This is a genomic window from Bradyrhizobium sp., from assembly GCF_049519115.1.
GTDB lineage: Bacteria > Pseudomonadota > Alphaproteobacteria > Rhizobiales > Xanthobacteraceae > Bradyrhizobium.
This window is the reverse complement of the sequence record NZ_JBEKRB010000020.1, coordinates 54,279-71,600: the sequence shown is the minus strand read 5'-3', so window position 1 is coordinate 71,600 and position 17,322 is coordinate 54,279. Positions and strand designations below refer to the sequence as shown.

Here is a 17,322-nt window from a genome sequence, read left to right as displayed (position 1 = left end):
GATCACGTTCAGATGAGCGTTGAGTGTCCTTGCTCATCGCCCTGACGCTCCCTGCCCGTGTGCTTATTGCAGATGATGTATGAATCACGGGTCGGTCAAAGATTGGCGCGATTCCCCACCATCGTCAACGACAGCGCTCCGCCGCGTGGAATGTCGCTCAGCGCGTTGATTTCACAGTCAATTTTTCATGCCGGTGATCGAGGATGAAACCGCGCGGGGATCGCGCTGCGGCCAACGGCCGCTTTCCACGTGCGTGAGGAAATCACCGACGATTCGGTTATATTCGTCCGGTTCCTCGATGTTGATCGCGTGACCGGAATTCGGAATTACCGAAAGTGCGGCTGAGGGAATGTTCTGCTTCATGAGGATACCCGGCAGAAGACACGGCCAGTCCTCGTCGCCGGTGACGACCAGCGTCGGCACGGTGATGCGCTTCATCTCCTCGACCAGCGTATAGAGCGACGGCCGCTCCTTCTGGACGCCTTGTTGCGTGTTGGCTGAGCCTGTCGCCGAATGTTCGGCCAGCATGGCCTTGAACTCGGCGTGTCCCCGCGGGTCCTTGTTTTCATATTGCACGCGGGTCGGCCCATAGGCGTAGCGCTCGGCAAAGCCGGCCATGCCGTCTTTCCGGAGCGCACCTGCGATCACATCGGCTTCGGTGCGGAAGATCTCGCGCTTGTCGGGCTCGGCGCCATAGCCGCAGCCGCCGATACAGAGCGACAGCGCGCGGCTGTGATGACGGATACCGAAATGCAGCGTTGCAAAACCGCCCATCGAGATCCCGACGATATGCGCCTTCGGCGCCTTGATGTGATCGAGCACGGCCAGGATGTCGTCGGCCGCGCGGGCTTGCGAATAAGACGAGACGTTCTCCGGCACATCCGACGGCGGAAAGCCGCGCGCGTTGTAGGCAATGGCGCGATAGCGCTTGCCGAAATGGCGCAGCTGCGGCTCGTAGCTGCGAAAGTCGCCGGCGAACTCGTGGACGAAGATCACGGGCACACCCGATCCGGTCTCTTCGAAATAGAGGCGCACCCCGTCATCGGTCATTGCATATGGCATGGTGTTCTCCCTGCTTCTCGTTGATCTCTAGACCGCAAGATTCTTCGGCGGCTTGTTGCGCGAAAGATAGGAACCAAAGCCTTTGGCGCCGACGAGCGTGCCGTCATCGACCACGACCTTGCCGCGGACCATGGTGAGCACCGGCCAGCCGGTGATCTCGATGCCTTCATAGGGCGTATAGTCCGACCCGTCATGGATCAGGTCGTGGGTTATGGTCACCTTGCGCTCCGGGTCCCATATCGCGATGTCGGCGTCCGATCCGATCGCAATCGTGCCCTTGCGCGGGTAAAGACCGTAAATCTTGGCATGATTGGTCGCACTGAAGGCGACGAAACTGTTTAGGTCGATGCGGCCTTTGACGACACCTTCCGAAAACAGGATCGGCAACCGCGCCGCGACGCCGGGGATGCCGTTCGGCACCCAGCGGAAACTTGTGCGCCCCTTCGGCAACAGCTTGCCCTGCGGATCGTCATAGCGGAACGGGCAATGATCGGAGGAAAAGACCGAAAACACCTTCTGTTGCAGGCCTTCCCAGCACGCTTTCTGACTGGCCTCGTCGCGCGGCGGCGGCGAGCAGACATATTTGGCGCCTTCCATGTTGAGCTGGTCGAGATCTTTTTCGGTCAATACCAGATATTGCGGACAGGTCTCGCCCAGGACCTTCAGCCCGCGCTGCTGGGCGCGACGGATTTCCTCCATCGCCTGGCCGTTCGATACATGAACGATCATGATCGGCACATCGACGAGTTCGGACAGGGAAATGGCGCGGTGCGTGGCCTCGCGCTCGACCGGAATCGGCCGCGAGGTCGCATGAAAGCGCGGCGCGGTATCGCCGGTGCGCTCAAGCCGGTCGGTGAGAAACTTGATCGCGTCGAAATTTTCCGCATGCACCATCAGCATCGCGCCGGACTCGCGCGCGACCGACATGGTCTCCAACAGCTCGCGGTCCGATAGCGCGAGCCCCTCATAGGTCATGAAGACCTTGAGCGAGGTGTAGCCGTCTTCCACCAGCGCCGGCAGCTCCTGGCCCAGCACGTGTTCGGTCGGATCGGTGACAATGAGATGGAAGGAGACGTCGACATGGCATTCGCCGTCCGCGAGCGCGTGATATTTGCGCAGCGCTTCGCGTAACGTCTGCCCTTTCTCTTGCAGGCAAAACGGCAGCACCGTGGTGTTGCCGCCGAACGCCGCCGAGCGCGTGCCAGAGGCAAAGCCGTCCGCCATGACGATGCCGTCACCGGAGGGCTGCGCGAAATGGACGTGGCTGTCGATGCCGCCGGGCAGCACCAGCCGGCCGGTCGCGTCAATGATGTTTTCCGCGGCGCCGAGATCATGGCCTAAAGCGACGATCTTGCCGTCGCGGATGCCGACATCGCTTGTAAAGGTATCGGACGCGGTGACGACCGTCCCGCCGCGAATGATGCTATCGAGCGACATCAGTTCGTTCCTTCTTGTTTGCCCTCACGATGCTCGATGACGGCGGCGAGCGGCTCGGCGAGACCTATGGTCGGCTTCGGACCCGGGCGGCGAAACGTCCCCGCGACCGCCTTGCGGACTTTAAGAGCGGCAAGCGTCTCAGCCTGCCGCACCGCCGCCGCGATGGGATCGATCGCCGGCACCGAAATGCGATTCTTGACCTTTTCGGCAAGCCCGGCCAGAGGCGCGCCGGACAAAATCACGACATCAGCCCGATCCTGCTCGACCGCTATATTCGCCAGCCGCACCAACGCCTCTTCCTTTTCGGACTGCACCTCCGAGATCGATTGAAAGGATTCATCGAGCGCGCGGATGCCGGCGCAGCGCGACTCCAACCCATGCATCGCGACACACTCCTGATACCAGGGCGCGAGCGTGCGCGAAAACGTGACGATGGAAAATCGCCGCCCCACCATGCAGGCCGTCAGCATCGCCGCTTCCGCCAACCCCACGATCGGAAACGAAAATAGCTCACGCGCGCCGAACAGGCCGGGATCGCCGAAGGCAGCGATGATCGCCGCAGCGAAGCCATCGCCCGCCTCGGCGAGCATTTCCAATGCGATCGCGCCGCCGATCTGCGCTTCGGCGTGCGTGGCGATGTAGGGCACGCCGCGCTTGGCGGTCACAGCCACGAGTTCCGTTCCCGCTGACGCCGCGCGGTGACCCGCGGCATAAAGCAGGTCGGTCACGTCAGCCGTCGTGTTGGGATTGAGCAGGAGAATCTTCACGGTCTGACCTTCTTTTGCGTGAGCGTGTCGGCGACGATGTCCCCGGTGCGGCGAACGTGGTGAGCGAGCAATTGCCCGGCCCGCTCGGCATCGCGCGCTTTCAACGCGGCGAGAATTTGCTTGTGCTCCCGTACCGACTCCTCCCACCGCCCGTCGGCCGACAACGCAAACAGGCGTGCACGCTCCACCCGCGCCAGCAGCGCATCGTGGGAGGCCTTCAGCACGCTGTTACGGGCAAAGCCGACGATGGCGCCGTGAATCTGCTGATTGACCTCGAAATAGTCGCGCAACTCGCCGCGGCGGTGATGACGCTCGATCCGCATCTGCAACGCCTCGAGACGTTCGACATCTTGTGCCGTCATCCGGATGGCGGCGAGTTCGGCCGCGCAGCGCTCGATGCCGCTGACGGCTTCGAACAGCTCTGTCAGCTCATCACGCTGCAAGGGAGCCACGACCGCGCTGCGGTTGAGTTGCAGTTCGACCAGGCCTTCGACCGCGAGTTGCTTCAAGGCCTCGCGCAGCGGCGTACGTGAAACGCCGAGCGCCTCGGACAGATTGACCTCAAGCAACGGCTCGCCAGGCAAGAGATCGCCACGCACAATGAGCGTACGGAGCTTTCGCGCGGCGTGCTCATGCAAGCCCGTACGCGGAACGCGCAAAGCGCGCCGTTGCAGCTCAGTCATGCTACGGCGGCGCTTCGGCTCCTTTTCGTTCAACCTGGTCGTTGTCCTGGTCAGGCTTGTCTTGCTCACGACACCTCACGATGCTGCCGAAGAGACATAGAGGCGGCGGGCGGCACGAGATGCGGAATGGCAAACACGCTGCCCCAACCACGAACCATAGACGGATCGACGCCGGTTGCGATCAGGCAGGCCCAGAGCGTGACCGCGATCGAATCGAAAACGCCGGCACCAAGCTTTCGCTCCAGCCGCTCCGCCACGCCGGCCCCGCGCATATTGGTGCACAGCACGACGGCCGCATCGGCGCCCTCGCGCACGACCTCCTCGATGAGGCGCGCGATCTCGGCTTCCGATACCTCGGCAAAGGAAAAATTGTCGGTCAGCGAAAGATGCCGCTCGGCAACGCAATTCAACCCTTGCGAACCCCAGTTGTTCATGATCCGGCTTTGCACGTCGGCAGTATAGGGCGTCACCAGCCCGATGCGTGCCGTCGGAAGGCGTTGGAACAGGTCGCGATAGCCAAGCACCGTGGTGCGGGCGCAGATGCCGGTTGCCTCCGTTATGCGCTCGCACAGCCGTTCGTCGCGATCAAAACCGAGCCAACTCGCCGAAGTGCCGTTCCAGGCGATGACATCGACCTTGGCGTGCGCGAGGAGCTCGGCCGCACGCAAGATCTCGCTGTGGTCGAACTGACGCGTTGCTGCGTCCGACAATGCAATTTCCGTCACCCTGAAACGCGAAAAATGCACCGAGATGCCTTCGACACCGGCCAGCATGGCGTAGGTGATCGGTTCGAGCGCGGTGTTCGACGAGGGCGTGAGCATGCCGAGCCGGGTCATGACGAATCCTGAATCGCTGTCATCAAAAGCCCAGTTTTGCTCATACCAGCAGGCGACGGCTGTAATCGATCAAGGTCGAGCAGATCAACAGCGCGACGCCCGCGAAAGCAAAATACATCAGCGCCAGGAAGTAGGAGCCGGTGGCCTGAACGATGAAGCCGATGATGATTGGCGTCGTGATGCCGGCGATATTACCGCCGAGATTCATGCAGCCGCCGAGAAAACCTGATTTTTCCCGGCCCGCCAGCGCTGCGGGAATCACCCAATACATGCCGCACCAGCGCAGAAAGAACAGCGTCGAAGAGAGCAGCACGACGACGAGGACCGCGTTAGACGTATAGGCGACGAGGAAGATCGAGATGGTCACCATGACGGCTGCGATGGCGAACAGCGTGCGGTACACGAGATTCGGCGAGCCGCCGCTCGAACGCCAACGGTCGCCGATCCAGCCGCCGATCAGTTCGCCGACAAAGCCCGAAAAGAAGATGATGAAGGATGCGCCGCCGAGCGACTTGATGTCGAGATTGTGCACGTTGAACAGGTAGGTCGGCATCCACGTCAGAAGGCCGTAGAATGTAACGTTGAAGAACATCCAGCCTAAGCACATGCACCACACGGAGCGGTATCGAAAATATCCGAACCAGCTTCCGCCCGGCGAGGCAGGCGCGGCAGCATCTTCCAGCGCATGGGCCTGTTCGATATAGCGCGCTTCCGCTTCATTGACCGACGGATGTTCTCGGGGTGCATTGCGGATGTAATACCAGGCCCACAGACCGCACAGCGTGGTACCGACGCCGGCAATGACGAAGGCCATGCGCCAGGAGTTGAACGCAGCGATCAGCCACGTGATCACGAACGAACCGAGCGCGGCGCCCAGCGGCGCGCCGCCGTCGAGCAGCGTGGCGCCACGTCCGCGTTCGGTTTGCGTCATCCAGATGCCGTTGAGTTTGCCGCCTGCCGGGTAGATCGGCGCTTCCGAAGCGCCAAGGCCGAGCCGGCTCAACAGCAGGACGAACGAATTGGTGGCGAGTGCGGCGATCGCCTGAAACGCGCCCCAAAATACCGTCGCCAGTGCAATCACGATTCGCGGTTTGAAGCGATCGGCCAGCATGCCGCCCGGCACCTGCATGAAGGCGTAGGTCCAGAAGAACGAGCTCAGGATCACGCCCTGCCAGGCGGGCTCGATACTGAATTCTTTCGAGATCAGCGGCATCGCGACCGAGAGCGAGGCGCGGTCGATGTAGTTCACCGAGACCAGAAACAGCATCAGGAAGAAGATTTTCCAGCGCACGCTGCTCGGTCTGGCGGCGCCTGCGACAGCGATAACCTGATCACTCATGTTTGCCCCCAAACGCCGGCAACCCCTTGCGCAAGTCTTGTCTCCTTATCCTTGCGCGACCGTCGCCATTGACGGTCCATCCCCCGCTGCCGGCGGCTGCGATCAAGTTTGCTGCAAGGCGAGCAGTGCGGCAACGGGATTTTGCATGCTGCATGCAATCCCAATTATCTATTTGATAACAATAAATATTCTTAAGAAAATTGTTACGCGTTGCCGGAGCTTTTGCCAGACGCCTGCCGAACGTTTGGGCTATTTGAATCGGTTCAGGCCCATCACTCGCCGGATCCGACCGGCGTTCCGTCGGCCATGAGATTTTTCCCCTTCCGCTCGACAATCATCCGATAGGCCCGGGGCTGCCGGTGAATGTCGAAGTTGAAAGTGGTGCGTTTGTAGGAGTTGCAGAGATCGAGGTCGCAGCGCGCCAGCGCAATCTCATCGCCCTTCGTGGTACAGGCTGCAACGACTTCGCCTGACGGCGCGATGATGCAGCTCCCGCCGATTTGGTCGACGCCCTCCTCGATTCCCGCTTTGGCCACGCCGACCACCCACGTGCCGTTTTGATAGGCGCCGGCCTGCATCACGAGCTCATTGTGAAACAGCGAAAGATCGTCATGTTCCGGCGCGGGCGGATTGTGAACCGGCGTGTTGTAGCCGATCAGCACCATCTCGACGCCCTGGAGCCCCATTACGCGATAGGTCTCGCTCCAGCGGCGATCGTTGCAGATCGCCATGCCCATCAAGCCGCCGAACGCCTCGACCACGCCGAAGCGATTGCCGGGTTCGAAATAGCGCTTCTCCAGGTGTTGAAACTCTCGCCAAGGTTCGTGCTCGGCGTGACCCGGCAAATGTACCTTGCGGTATTTCGCGACGATCGCGCCGCTCTTGTCGACAAGGATCGACGAGTTGTAGCGATGGAGGACGCCATCCTCGATCGACAACTCGCCGTAGCCGAGGTAAAAGCCGATCCCGAGTTCGCGTGCGAGGTCGAACAGCGCCTGCGTCTCCGGCCCCGGCATCTCGCGCTCGAAGAAACCGTCGATCTCCGACTGATCCTCGATATACCAGCGCGGGAAGAACGTCGTCAGCGCCAGTTCCGGGTAGACGATCAGATCGCACCCGTTGGACCGGGCCTGGCGCATCAGGCCCGACAGACGCGCCACCGCCTGCGTCCGGGTGTCGTTTCTGGCGATGGGACCGAGCTGGCCCACGGCTACATTGACAAATCGCACTCCAAAACCTCCTTCACCCGTAATCGCCGTGACCGGAGGCATCCAACCGACGGGCGCAGACTGACTTTACGCCAGCTATCCGGGAATTTGGATACCACCGCGACAAGCAAAATCGGTATTTGGTATAGTCATATTTAAACGATGCCGTCACTGGACCACGCAAACCGTCAGGCAGGAAGACAGATGTTTCAAGCGCAAGATCCGGACTTTCGCGAGCGCGTGCGCGCGAGCTTTGCGCGGCAGCAGGTCATGGCGACGCTCGGCATCGAAGTGGTCCATCTCGAGCCGGGCGAAGTCCACCTGACTATGCTTCCCAATCCGGCCTACACCCAACAACACGGGTTTATGCATGCGGGCATCATCACCACGGCACTGGACAGCGCCTGCGGCTATGCGGCGTTCACGCTGATGCCGCATGATGCCGCCGTGCTGACGGTCGAGTTCAAGACAAACCTGCTGGCGCCCGCCAAAGGCGACCGGTTTGTCTTCCGTGCCCATGTGATCAAGCCGGGCAGAACGCTGACCATCTGCGAAGCCCGCGCGCTGGTGCTGGAAGGATCGAAGGAGAAGCTCATCGCGACGATGACGGGCACGCTGATGGCGATCACAGGGCGGCAAGGCATCGCGCACTGACGACGCGCGGTTCTACCGCTCCGGCTGTCGCATTGCTGCTCGTCTGCAACGGGGACCTGCGGCTCGGCTTAAGATGAAACGGACATCTTCACGATCTCGGCCGCGTTTGGCAGGCTCTCGACACTCCAGCATGCATCCATCACGCGCCGGATCATCGGTTGGGGAATGATGCCTTCGGCCAGATCGGTGAATTTGGTTTCGAGCTGCTGGTCGGTCATCGGCTTCTCGACGCTGCCGATGGCATGCTCGATGTAACGATGCAGCTGACGGCCGTCCTTCAGCACGACCGTCATGTCAACTTGCGCTGCGTCTATACCCGGCGTGACCACGGGATTCACCTTAGCCCGCAGCGCTGCGATGGTCGGGTCGTTGACGGCCCGGTCGCTGAATTGTTTTTCGCCGCCCGCCCCTTCGACCAGCGCCACCGCGACCGCATGATAGATGCTGAACTTGCCTTCCAGCCCCTCGTGGATGTTCTTCTTGCCGGTGAGTTCAAGCACCAACGGATGAACCTTCAGATCCACACGATCGATCTGGTCGGCGGTCAGCTTGCTCTCGTTGCGCAACTGAATCGCGGCGTCGATCGCCGGATGCATCACGATTCCGCAGGCGAACGGCTTGTAGGTATTCAGCGCGGCTTCATAGCGCTTGCCGAGATCACCAAGAATCTCGTTGTAATCCTGCTTGGTGCTGATCGTGTTGGCCCAGCCGCGCTTGGCCTCGATCATGCTGTCGGAAGACGTGAAATTCTTCGACGCCAGCATCGCTGCGAAGATGCCGTTGGAGGCGGCGCGGCCGGGATTGAAGCTCTTGTTCATCGAGCCAAAGGATTCGCGCAGACCCACCGGCTGCGACGCCGCAAGACCCAGCGCCCAGACCATCTGCTGTTCGTTGAGCTTCAGGAGTTTGCCGACCGCGGCGGCCGAGCCGAACACCCCTGCGGTGCCGGTGATGTGCCAGCCGACGTCGTAGTGATTGGGATAGACGGCGTTTCCGATCCGGCATTCGATCTCCACGCCAAGCACCAGCGCGTTGAGAAACTCCTTGCCCGACACCGGCTGCATTTCCGAGAGCGCGATAATGGCCGAGGCCACGGGACCTGCGGGATGAATGATGGTCTTCAGGTGGGTGTCGTCATAGTCGAAGATGTGGCTGGAGACACCGTTGAGGAAGGCCGCGTTCATGATATCGAACCGTTCGCGCCGGCCGAACAGCGAGGCCTGCGCAGGGCCGGAGAACGGCGCGAGCGCGGCCACGGCGATATCGACCGTCTGGTGATGCGATCCGCCGATCGCAACCCCAACCCAGTTCAGAAGCGTCCGCACGCCCTCTTTCCGGACATTAGCGGGAAGGTCGTCGTAATCAGCGGTGACGATGTAATGGGCCAGTTCGCGCGTCACGTCCTTAGGCGCCGCGGGCTTGGCTTGCGCCGCCGGAGGTGCGCTCGGGGCTTGCGCGAAAGCGGCTCCTGTAGCGGCGGCCGTCATTGGAAGCGCGGCTGCCGCCTGAATAAAGGTCCTGCGATCGGTCATGGCCATTGTTTCAAGTCCCTTGATTTAACGACATCAGATTGATCGGAATCCGGCCGTGGCCGGCGAGGCTTTATTTGCCTTCGAGCTTGCCGCCACCAAACAGGGCATGGACATAACGCGGCGCGCCGATCGCGGCCTGAAACCGGTGCTTGGTCACCACGGGATTGAGCGCGAACGGCGGCCGAACGACGTCCAGATCCGGCTCGGTCGCAAGCGCCAGGCATTCGGCGCCGTTACGCGCGATGCCGCCGCGCATCTTGTCGGCGAGCGCTTCCGGTTTTGTGATGTTCTCGCTCGAGGCAATGCCGGATGCGCGGGCGAGTTGCGCCAGATCCAGTCCCGCATTGGTCAACGCCTGACCGCCGGACGCGGCATGGACGCCGTTTTGAATAATGAGCACGGTGAGATTGGCGGGATTGACGGCGCCGACCGTGACCAGCGCCCCCATATGCATCAATAACGCACCGTCGCCCTCGACTACGATTACCGGCCGGCTGGGCTGGGCAATCGACAGGCCCAGCGCAAGCGGCAGCGCCAGGCCCATCGCGTCTTCGAAATAAAAGTTTTCCGGCGCCTCATGCAGCTTGGCCCAGAGATAAGACGCGTTGCCGAGCGAGGTCACGACAAGCGCCTGCGGCGGCAGATTGTCGGCCAATACCCGATAATAGTCCGCCCGGGTCGGGCGCGTGATCGCAGCGCTCACCATTGAATATCTTCCCGCGACAGCAACAGCGCAAACGGACACGAGGCCTCTTCCGCATAGGTCGCGGCATGCTCGACCTGAGGGCCGATCGGGCGATGGCGGTCGACCACGGCATAGTTGAGCCCGATGCCGCGAAGCACCGGTTCGGTCGCCCGGCCCTTTGGCACGTGATAAAATACCGGATCGTCCGCCGTGCCGCGGTAAGACACCAGCATCAGTAGCGGAAACTGATAGCGTTGCGCCAGCGACACCATGCCGGCGCCCATGCTGAGCACGCCGGCATTTTGAACCAGAAGCGCGGTGCGGATGCCGCCAAGCCGGATGCCGCAGGCGATCGCCAGCGCCTCCTCTTCATGGGTGGCCCGAACCAGGCGCATCGTCGGCTCATGCTCGATTCGAACCAGGATCTTGCCAAGCCAGCCATCCGGCACCGACACCACCGCGCCGAAACCAAGCCGTTTCAGGGTGTTCAGCACGTCGGATGGCCGATGTGCATCGGCCTGTGTTGCAAGCACACCGCTCAAACCATGTCTCCTACCCGGTAAACGAGTTGAATCGACCGCCTTTGCGGTGAACTTAACGGCGGTGGGCTTGCTTGTCGATAACGCATGCCGGTCAGCGCCCGTTGTCGGCTGCCGCGCAATGGTGCACAATTGCCGGTGCCGGGATGTATCTGACGACGCTGAAAACGCGTCGCGAGAGGGATTTGACATGCGTCGTTTCTGGCTAGCCGTTTTTGCCCTTCTTCTTACCGTCCCCGTGCACGCACAGGATAAGCTCGTCGTCAGCATCTGGGGCGGCAGCTGGCGCGACCTGATCGCCGAAACGGTAGCCAAGAAGTTCACCGCCGAGACCGGCGTGCCGGTCGAGTTTGTCACCGGCGGCACCATCGACCGGCTCAACAAGGAAAAACTCGCCAAGGGCAATCCCGAGAGCGACATCACCTTCACGACCTCGCATGTCGGATGGCTCTACGCCAATGACGGCCTGTTCGAGACGCTCGACACCTCCAGAATTCCCAACGCCAAGAACCTGGCCGACGAAGCCCGGATCAGCCCCTATCATCTCGGCGCCTGGGCCTATGTCTACACCATCGGCTATCGCGCCGATTTGCTGAAAGACGTCAAGTTCGAGAGCTGGAACGACCTCTGGAAGCCGGAACTGAAGGCGAAGCTCGCAGCGCCCGATTTCGACCCGAGCCATATCATCGTGGTCGCGGCGATGCTGTCCGGTGCGGATGCCGCGCACTGGGAAAAAGGCGAAGACAAGCTCAAGGCGCTGAAGCCGAATTTCAAGGCGTTCTACACCAACGACGCCAACAGCCAGCAGTTGCTGGCGAGCGGCGAGACGCCGCTGCAAATCGTGCTCTCGATGAACGCCTATTACATGATCGGGCAAGGCGTGCCGATTACGCTCGCGATCCCCAAGGAAGGCGCGGTGCTCGGGATCGACACGGTTGCGATCATGAAGGGATCGAAGAAGGCCGATCTCGCCTACAAGTTCATCAATACGCTGTACGATCCGGAAATCCAGGCCGAGATCGCCAAGCTGAAAAAGGGCAGCCCGGCCGTGCTCAACGCCAAGCTCGATCCGGAGATCGCGAAGCTGCCGGGCGTCTTCACCACCGCCGACCAGTGGAAGCAGCAAATCAATATCGACGCCAAATTGCGGGCCGAAAAAACCGCCGAATGGCGTAAATGGTTTGCCGAAAACATCATGAACTGACCGGGCAAAACCTAGTGGTCCGATTCTAACATTTGCATCCCGTCATGGCAGGCACTTTTGCAAATGTTAGAATCAAAGGACCACTAGCGAACATAGATTTTAGTGGAGTTTTGGATTTGACATTCGCAGTTCGACTGCTGGGCTCCGGGTTTGCGAATGTCAAATTCAATCCACTAAAGCCATCATGAACCAGCGGCCTTTCTTTCGCATCTTCACGATGCCGGCCGCGCTTTGCGCGCTCGGCTTCGTCGCGGCCATGGCGGCTGTGCTGCAATACAGCCTCCGCGCCTATATTCCAGGTTCGCTCGATCCCGGCGGCTTCACGCTGGTCAATTTTATGGACCTGCTCAAGCCGCTTTACGCCCGCGTGTTCCTAGACACGGTGTTGATCTGCGCGCTGACGGCGATCGTCACGTTGCTGGTCGGCTATCCCCTCGCCTATACGCTGGTACATATCGAGCGGCCATGGATCAAATCGGCGATGCTTGTCATCATCGTTACGCCGCTATTTCTCGGCGAAGTGGTGCGTACCTATTCGTGGATCATCGTGCTCGGTAATAACGGCTTTATCAATTCGATGCTGCGGGGGCTCGGCCTGATCGAACAGCCGATCCAGTTCATGTTCACGACCTCGGGCGTCGTGGTCGCGCTCGTGCATGTGACACTGCCGGTGATGGTGATCATGCTCGCCGCCGGCCTGTCGCATATCGACCGCGACTATCAGCGCGCGGCGGAAAGCCTCGGCGCCGGCCCTATCCGCACCTTTCTCACCGTCACCTTGCCGCTGTCGATGCCGGGCGTGATTGCCGGCGTTACCACGGCGTTTGCCTGGACGTTCTCGGCCTTCGCCACGCCGCAAATGATCGGCGGCGGCCGCGTCAACATGGTCTCCAATCTGGTCTATCAGCTCGGCCTGTCGAGTTTCAATTTCCCGTTTGCAGCCTCGCTCTGCGTTGCGGGTCTGGCGCTGACCATCGCGGTTCTGTCGATCCTTAACCTCGCATCGCGCCCTTTCAAGAACATAGGGGCGCATTAGGATGACGCCACGTTCGACCTATCAGCGGATGCTCGGTTACACCGGCTGGCTCGTGGTTATTCTCATTTTGGGTTTCCTAATCCTGCCGGCCGCCGTCGTCACGATCGCCGCCTTCAATGATAAAGCCATCCTGTCGTTTCCGCCGCAGGCCTGGTCGTGGCGATGGTTCGAGCGGGCGTTGGCCTATCCGGATTTCCGCACCGGATTTCAGAATGGCCTCATCGTCACCGCCTGGAGTTCCTCGATCGCGCTCGTGATCGGCGCGATGTTTACCTTCGTGATCGACCGCTATCAATTCGCGCTCAAGCGAGTGATCGAGGGCATACTGGTGTCGCCGTTGGTGATCCCGCATTTCACCGTTGGCCTCGGCTTTCTGATCCTCGCCGCCGGAATCGGATGGAGCCGCGGCTTTGCGGTCGTCGTCGCCTGCCATGTCGTGCTGGTGCTGCCGTTCGTGCTTCGCAGCGTCTACGTGTCGCTGAGGAATCTCGATTCGAGTTACGAGTTGGCGGCCGCGAGCCTTGGTGCGACGCCGCTCCGCGTGCTGTTGACGATTACCGTGCCGCTGCTGCTGCCGGGACTTGTCAGTGGCTGGCTGTTTGCCGCGATCCTCTCGTTCAACGAATTCACGGCGTCGCTGTTTGTGACTTCGCAGCGGACGCAGACCTTGCCGGTCGCGATGTACAATTATGTCCGCGAGTTCGCCGATCCCTCGATGGCGGCGCTGTCGGTCATGTATATCGTAGCCACCGCCATTCTTATCGCCTTCGCCAACCGCTTTCTCGGTCTCGGCAAGGTGCTCAACATCGAACAAAGCCACTGACGGAGCGATATGACGAAATCGGCCCCGACGATGGAGGATGCAGCGGTTACGTTCGAAGCTGTCACCAAGAATTTCGGCAACGTGAAGGCACTCGACAACGTATCGCTGGCGATCGGCCGGGGCGAATTCATGACGTTGCTCGGCCCGTCCGGCTGCGGCAAGACCACGCTGCTCAAGCTCGCGGCCGGTTTTCTGGCGCCCGATAGCGGGGCTGTCGCGATCGACGGAAAATGCGTCAACGACGTCCCGACCTACAAGCGTGAAATCGGCATGATGTTTCAGAACTACGCGTTGTTTCCGCACATGAGCGTTGCCGAGAACATCGCCTACGGCCTGAAGACGCGCCGTGTTCCGCGGCATGACATCCGGCAGCGCGTGGCGGAAGCGCTGGCGCTCGTCAAGCTGACGGGAATGGAAGATCGCAAGCCGCGCCAGCTATCGGGCGGCCAGCAGCAGCGCGTGGCGCTGGCGCGCGCGCTCGTCATCAATCCTACTGTCCTGCTGCTCGACGAGCCGTTTTCGGCGCTCGACAAGAATCTGCGCGCGTCGATGCAGATCGAGCTCCGGGAGATTCAGCGCAAGCTCGGCCTGACGACGATCTTCGTTACCCACGACCAGAGCGAGGCGCTGAGCCTTTCCGACCGGATGGCCGTGATGTCGGAAGGAAAGATTCGCCAGCTCGGCGCGCCACTCGAAATCTATCGCCGGCCAAGCGACCGCTTCGTGGCGTCCTTTGTCGGCGACACCAACTGCTTGCGCGGCGAACTCCTCGGTGCCGCCGGCCTTGAGGCCGTGATCGCGTTGGGCGGTGCGCAAATCAAGGTATGGGGCGAACATCTCGCCGGCGCACGGCCTTCCGCGACGGTTGATGTGTTTGTCCGGCCTGAGCGCCTTCGCATCAGTGTGTCTGATGAGCCCGGCACGATAGCCGGCCAGATCGTGGCGCAAACCTATCATGGCGGGCACGTCGATCTTCAGATCGCGTGCCGCGCCTGCAGCGATGGCCTTTTGCTGGTGCGCTCAGTTGGTGATCAGGCGATGACGCAATGGCCGGCCGGCGCGGAGGTCGGGATATCGATCGACACCGAGGGCTGCGCGGCGTTTCCCGCGGCGTAGTGCACCCTCGCTTGGAAGGGTCGAATCTCTTCGATCAATCGCCCTGCTGATCGTAGGCGGTCTCCCAGAACAGTTCTTTCCAGTCGCCGACCTTTGTTTTCATGGTGCCGATGCGATTGAGAAATGCGGCGAAGGTGGCGATACGATGCGGCTGCGACGTGAACTCGAAGCCGGGATCATCAAGGAGCGCGCGTAATTCGTCGATGCTCTCCGACGCATTCTGGGCCTTCTTCCAGAGCACGGCGGCAGCATCCTTGTCCGCGTTGCACATCTTGATCGAGGTCTCCAGCGCATTGCCGACGGCCTTGAACAGAGTTGGGTTCTTGTCCCTCGTCTGCTTCGTGGCAAGCAAACTGACTTGCGTCAGCGGACCGCCGAATACCTCGCGGCTGTCGGCAACGACATGCGCGCCCGGTAACTTCAGGCCACGGTCGGTGAAAGGCTGCACCGCGATATGCGCCGTCACGGTCGCCGAACCGTAGCCTGCCGACAGTGCCGCGACCGCATCCGCGTGGCCGAGCCCGACCGTCAGATGGTCGAGGCGATGCGGGTCTTTCCATAATTTCTCCGCCGCCATTTCCAGCATCATGGCGTTGAATGAGATGCGCACCGAGGGCACCGCGATACGATCCTTCTCGGTGAAATCCGCAATCGTCTTGACGTTGGGATTGATGGTGTAAAGCACCATCGCGCCGTTCGACATCGTGCCGACAGCCCTGACCTCATTGGGCGTGCCATGGGTCTTGTCCCAGAGCGTCAGCAGCGATGGCAGCGCGGCAGCGCCATACTGAGCCGAACCCGACAACAAGGCATCCGTGATCGCCGCCGGACCGCTCAATGCTCTCGCGGTGGCCTCGACCTTGCCGAGACCGAGCTTGGTGGCCTCCTGCTGAAGCACGCCGCCGGTGACCATCATGTCCACGGGCAGATACATCAAGCCGCGTTGCTGGACGATGATGACCGCGAGTGGCGTTTGCGCGGCAACGATCGCGGGCGCGGCCATCAGGCTGATCCCACCCGCCATGGTCGCAACGGCACGTCGGCGGCTCAAAAGCCGGTCACCCTTGCTTTGGGGCATCTTGACCTCCCGATTTGGTCGCGGTTCTTATCGTTGCAGCATTCGCGTGCTGGCGCCTTAGCTCCATGATGGTCGCGTTAGGCGCAAAAAACAATAATGAGCGCGACGGGAGTGATGCCAACATGAAAATCGAACAGATCAAGATCAACTTCGTCCGCCTGCCGCTGGAAGAGCCGCTGGTCGGCGCACCATACATGCCTGGAATGCTGCGCGAATTCTTCACGGTACGGATCCGGACCGACCAGGGCATCGAAGGTATCGGCGTCACCACCTTCGGCGGCAAGCTGGTGCGCGCGCTTGGGGCCGCGATCGAGGATTTTGGTGAGCTGATCAAAGGTGACGACCCGCTACGCACCGAACACGTGACGGCCAAATTGCGCGCCGCGTCGGTTTCATGCGGTTCCGGCATAGCGATGCTGGCGATTTCGGCGATCGACACCGCATTGTGGGATATCCGCGGCAAGGCGTTCGGTGTTCCGCTCGCGCAGTTGCTCGGCGGCTCGCGCGACAAGGTCCCGGCCTATGCCAGCGGCGCGCTGACGCGCACCACGCCAAACGACAAGCTACAACGCGCAGCCTTCGCGCTGGTCGAGAAGGGTTACCGGCGGGTCAAGACCCAGATGGCGGTGGAAGGGTTCACGCCCGCCCAGGAGATCGAGCGCATTCGCCTGGTCCGCGACGCGGTCGGGCCGGATGTCAATCTGATGGTGGACATCAACCAGCGCTGGAGCGTCGCGGAAGCGATTTCGATCGGCCGCCGCGTTGAAGAACTGGGGCTGGGATGGCTGGAAGATCCGACCACCTGCGACGACTACCAGGGGCACGCCAAGATCGCCGATGCGCTCGCGACGCCGATCTGCGCCGGCGAATATCTCTGGGGCATCGAGCCGCACCGGCAGGCGATGTCGCACCACGCGATCGACATCACCATGATCGATTTGCTGCGGGTCGGCGGCGTCACGCAATGGATGAAGGTGGCCGGCATGGCGGAGGCCTTCAACAAGCCTGTGGCCAGTCATCTGCTGCCGGAAATCCACGTGCACCTGGTCGCTGCGATACCGAACGGGCTCGTCGTCGAATATATGCCGTGGACCCGGCGCCTGTTCGACGACCCGCCGATGCCGGTTAACGGCGAAATCGCCGTGCCCAGCGGACCCGGGCTCGGACTGAAATTTGCACCGGACCTGTTCGAGAAATACGGCGGCGACTAGGTATCACGGTCTCACATCTCAACCGAACTCCGTGGGAACTTGTCCCACTTGACTCGGCTAGACCAGTGTGTGCTCTATTGTTCATCCTGTATTTTTACCCGTGCGAGGGATC

17 protein-coding genes are annotated in these 17,322 nt (G+C 61.4%); 6 read left to right on the top strand and 11 right to left on the bottom strand.

What is annotated here, in order from left to right:
- Nucleotides 1–177 precede the first annotated feature (177 nt).
- The 7 genes from ABSE61_RS17220 to ABSE61_RS17190 all read right to left on the bottom strand — a co-directional run bounded on the left by ABSE61_RS17220 (nt 178) and on the right by ABSE61_RS17190 (nt 7,353).
- Nucleotides 178–1,062, bottom strand: a complete 885-nt coding sequence (locus ABSE61_RS17220) for an alpha/beta fold hydrolase (RefSeq protein ID WP_423872327.1) — start codon at nt 1,060–1,062, stop codon at nt 178–180.
- Nucleotides 1,063–1,089: 27 nt separating this feature from the next.
- Nucleotides 1,090–2,499: a dihydropyrimidinase gene (gene hydA / locus ABSE61_RS17215; RefSeq protein WP_423872326.1), complete on the bottom strand. Its 1,410-nt coding sequence runs from the start codon at nt 2,497–2,499 to the stop codon at nt 1,090–1,092.
- Complete coding sequence (locus tag ABSE61_RS17210; RefSeq protein ID WP_423872325.1) at nt 2,499–3,266, bottom strand: aspartate/glutamate racemase family protein; 768 nt, start codon at nt 3,264–3,266, stop codon at nt 2,499–2,501. The genes hydA and ABSE61_RS17210 overlap by 1 nt, the downstream gene beginning before the upstream one ends.
- Nucleotides 3,263–4,018, bottom strand: coding sequence for a GntR family transcriptional regulator (locus ABSE61_RS17205; protein WP_423872324.1), 756 nt, complete (start codon nt 4,016–4,018; stop codon nt 3,263–3,265). The genes ABSE61_RS17210 and ABSE61_RS17205 overlap by 4 nt, the downstream gene beginning before the upstream one ends.
- Nucleotides 4,015–4,785 (bottom strand): maleate cis-trans isomerase family protein, encoded by a 771-nt coding sequence (locus tag ABSE61_RS17200; protein WP_423872323.1) that lies wholly within the window; start codon nt 4,783–4,785, stop codon nt 4,015–4,017. Before ABSE61_RS17200 ends, ABSE61_RS17205 begins: the two co-directional genes overlap by 4 nt.
- Nucleotides 4,786–4,825: 40 nt before the next feature.
- On the bottom strand, nt 4,826–6,124 hold the full coding sequence (locus ABSE61_RS17195; protein WP_423872322.1) for an MFS transporter: 1,299 nt from the start codon (nt 6,122–6,124) through the stop codon (nt 4,826–4,828).
- Between the two features lie 272 nt (nt 6,125–6,396).
- Complete coding sequence (locus ABSE61_RS17190) at nt 6,397–7,353, bottom strand: N-carbamoyl-D-amino-acid hydrolase (protein WP_423872321.1); 957 nt, start codon at nt 7,351–7,353, stop codon at nt 6,397–6,399.
- 183 nt (nt 7,354–7,536) lie between these two features.
- Between ABSE61_RS17190 and ABSE61_RS17185 the strand changes: the two genes are divergently transcribed.
- On the top strand, nt 7,537–7,986 hold the full coding sequence (locus ABSE61_RS17185; protein ID WP_423872320.1) for a PaaI family thioesterase: 450 nt from the start codon (nt 7,537–7,539) through the stop codon (nt 7,984–7,986).
- A gap of 68 nt (nt 7,987–8,054) precedes the next feature.
- On the opposite strand, the gene ABSE61_RS17180 is transcribed toward ABSE61_RS17185, so the two are convergent.
- The 3 genes from ABSE61_RS17180 to ABSE61_RS17170 form a co-directional block, all read right to left on the bottom strand.
- Nucleotides 8,055–9,524: an MmgE/PrpD family protein gene (locus ABSE61_RS17180; protein WP_423872319.1), complete on the bottom strand. Its 1,470-nt coding sequence runs from the start codon at nt 9,522–9,524 to the stop codon at nt 8,055–8,057.
- A 64-nt stretch (nt 9,525–9,588) separates the two neighbouring features.
- The gene (locus ABSE61_RS17175) at nt 9,589–10,224 is read right to left on the bottom strand and encodes a thiamine pyrophosphate-dependent enzyme (protein ID WP_423872318.1); all 636 of its coding nucleotides are present in this window, start codon (nt 10,222–10,224) and stop codon (nt 9,589–9,591) included.
- Nucleotides 10,218–10,736, bottom strand: a complete 519-nt coding sequence (locus tag ABSE61_RS17170; protein WP_423872351.1) for a thiamine pyrophosphate-binding protein — start codon at nt 10,734–10,736, stop codon at nt 10,218–10,220. Before ABSE61_RS17170 ends, ABSE61_RS17175 begins: the two co-directional genes overlap by 7 nt.
- Nucleotides 10,737–10,932: 196 nt before the next feature.
- Between ABSE61_RS17170 and ABSE61_RS17165 the strand changes: the two genes are divergently transcribed.
- The 4 genes from ABSE61_RS17165 to ABSE61_RS17150 all read left to right on the top strand — a co-directional run bounded on the left by ABSE61_RS17165 (nt 10,933) and on the right by ABSE61_RS17150 (nt 14,921).
- Nucleotides 10,933–11,946 (top strand): ABC transporter substrate-binding protein, encoded by a 1,014-nt coding sequence (locus ABSE61_RS17165; protein WP_423872317.1) that lies wholly within the window; start codon nt 10,933–10,935, stop codon nt 11,944–11,946.
- Nucleotides 11,947–12,130: 184 nt separating this feature from the next.
- Nucleotides 12,131–12,982 carry an ABC transporter permease gene (locus ABSE61_RS17160; RefSeq protein WP_423872316.1) on the top strand — a complete coding sequence of 284 codons (852 nt, stop codon included), beginning with the start codon at nt 12,131–12,133 and terminating at the stop codon, nt 12,980–12,982.
- A 1-nt stretch (nt 12,983) separates the two neighbouring features.
- Entirely contained in the window at nt 12,984–13,805 is an 822-nt protein-coding gene (locus ABSE61_RS17155; protein ID WP_423872315.1) for an ABC transporter permease, read from the top strand.
- A 9-nt stretch (nt 13,806–13,814) separates the two neighbouring features.
- Nucleotides 13,815–14,921, top strand: coding sequence for an ABC transporter ATP-binding protein (locus ABSE61_RS17150; protein WP_423872314.1), 1,107 nt, complete (start codon nt 13,815–13,817; stop codon nt 14,919–14,921).
- Between the two features lie 34 nt (nt 14,922–14,955).
- Here ABSE61_RS17150 and ABSE61_RS17145 read toward each other — a convergent pair whose 3' ends face one another.
- On the bottom strand, nt 14,956–15,999 hold the full coding sequence (locus ABSE61_RS17145) for an ABC transporter substrate-binding protein (protein WP_423872313.1): 1,044 nt from the start codon (nt 15,997–15,999) through the stop codon (nt 14,956–14,958).
- 122 nt (nt 16,000–16,121) lie between these two features.
- Between ABSE61_RS17145 and ABSE61_RS17140 the strand changes: the two genes are divergently transcribed.
- Entirely contained in the window at nt 16,122–17,210 is a 1,089-nt protein-coding gene (locus ABSE61_RS17140) for a mandelate racemase/muconate lactonizing enzyme family protein (RefSeq protein WP_423872312.1), read from the top strand.
- The last annotated feature ends 112 nt before the right edge of the window (nt 17,211–17,322 follow it).

What these genes read in the sequence shown, in the direction of transcription:
- ABSE61_RS17195 (WP_423872322.1), bottom strand. Translation starts at nt 6,124, where the DNA reads ATGAGTGATCAGGTTATCGCTGTCGCAGGCGCCGCCAGACCGAGCAGC.
- ABSE61_RS17160 (WP_423872316.1), top strand. Translation starts at nt 12,131, where the DNA reads ATGAACCAGCGGCCTTTCTTTCGCATCTTCACGATGCCGGCCGCGCTT.
- ABSE61_RS17175 (WP_423872318.1), bottom strand. Translation starts at nt 10,224, where the DNA reads ATGGTGAGCGCTGCGATCACGCGCCCGACCCGGGCGGACTATTATCGG.
- ABSE61_RS17200 (WP_423872323.1), bottom strand. Translation starts at nt 4,785, where the DNA reads ATGACCCGGCTCGGCATGCTCACGCCCTCGTCGAACACCGCGCTCGAA.
- ABSE61_RS17220 (WP_423872327.1), bottom strand. Translation starts at nt 1,062, where the DNA reads ATGCCATATGCAATGACCGATGACGGGGTGCGCCTCTATTTCGAAGAG.
- ABSE61_RS17140 (WP_423872312.1), top strand. Translation starts at nt 16,122, where the DNA reads ATGAAAATCGAACAGATCAAGATCAACTTCGTCCGCCTGCCGCTGGAA.
- ABSE61_RS17155 (WP_423872315.1), top strand. Translation starts at nt 12,984, where the DNA reads ATGACGCCACGTTCGACCTATCAGCGGATGCTCGGTTACACCGGCTGG.
- ABSE61_RS17145 (WP_423872313.1), bottom strand. Translation starts at nt 15,999, where the DNA reads ATGCCCCAAAGCAAGGGTGACCGGCTTTTGAGCCGCCGACGTGCCGTT.
- ABSE61_RS17180 (WP_423872319.1), bottom strand. Translation starts at nt 9,524, where the DNA reads ATGGCCATGACCGATCGCAGGACCTTTATTCAGGCGGCAGCCGCGCTT.
- hydA (WP_423872326.1), bottom strand. Translation starts at nt 2,499, where the DNA reads ATGTCGCTCGATAGCATCATTCGCGGCGGGACGGTCGTCACCGCGTCC.
- ABSE61_RS17185 (WP_423872320.1), top strand. Translation starts at nt 7,537, where the DNA reads ATGTTTCAAGCGCAAGATCCGGACTTTCGCGAGCGCGTGCGCGCGAGC.
- ABSE61_RS17150 (WP_423872314.1), top strand. Translation starts at nt 13,815, where the DNA reads ATGACGAAATCGGCCCCGACGATGGAGGATGCAGCGGTTACGTTCGAA.
- ABSE61_RS17165 (WP_423872317.1), top strand. Translation starts at nt 10,933, where the DNA reads ATGCGTCGTTTCTGGCTAGCCGTTTTTGCCCTTCTTCTTACCGTCCCC.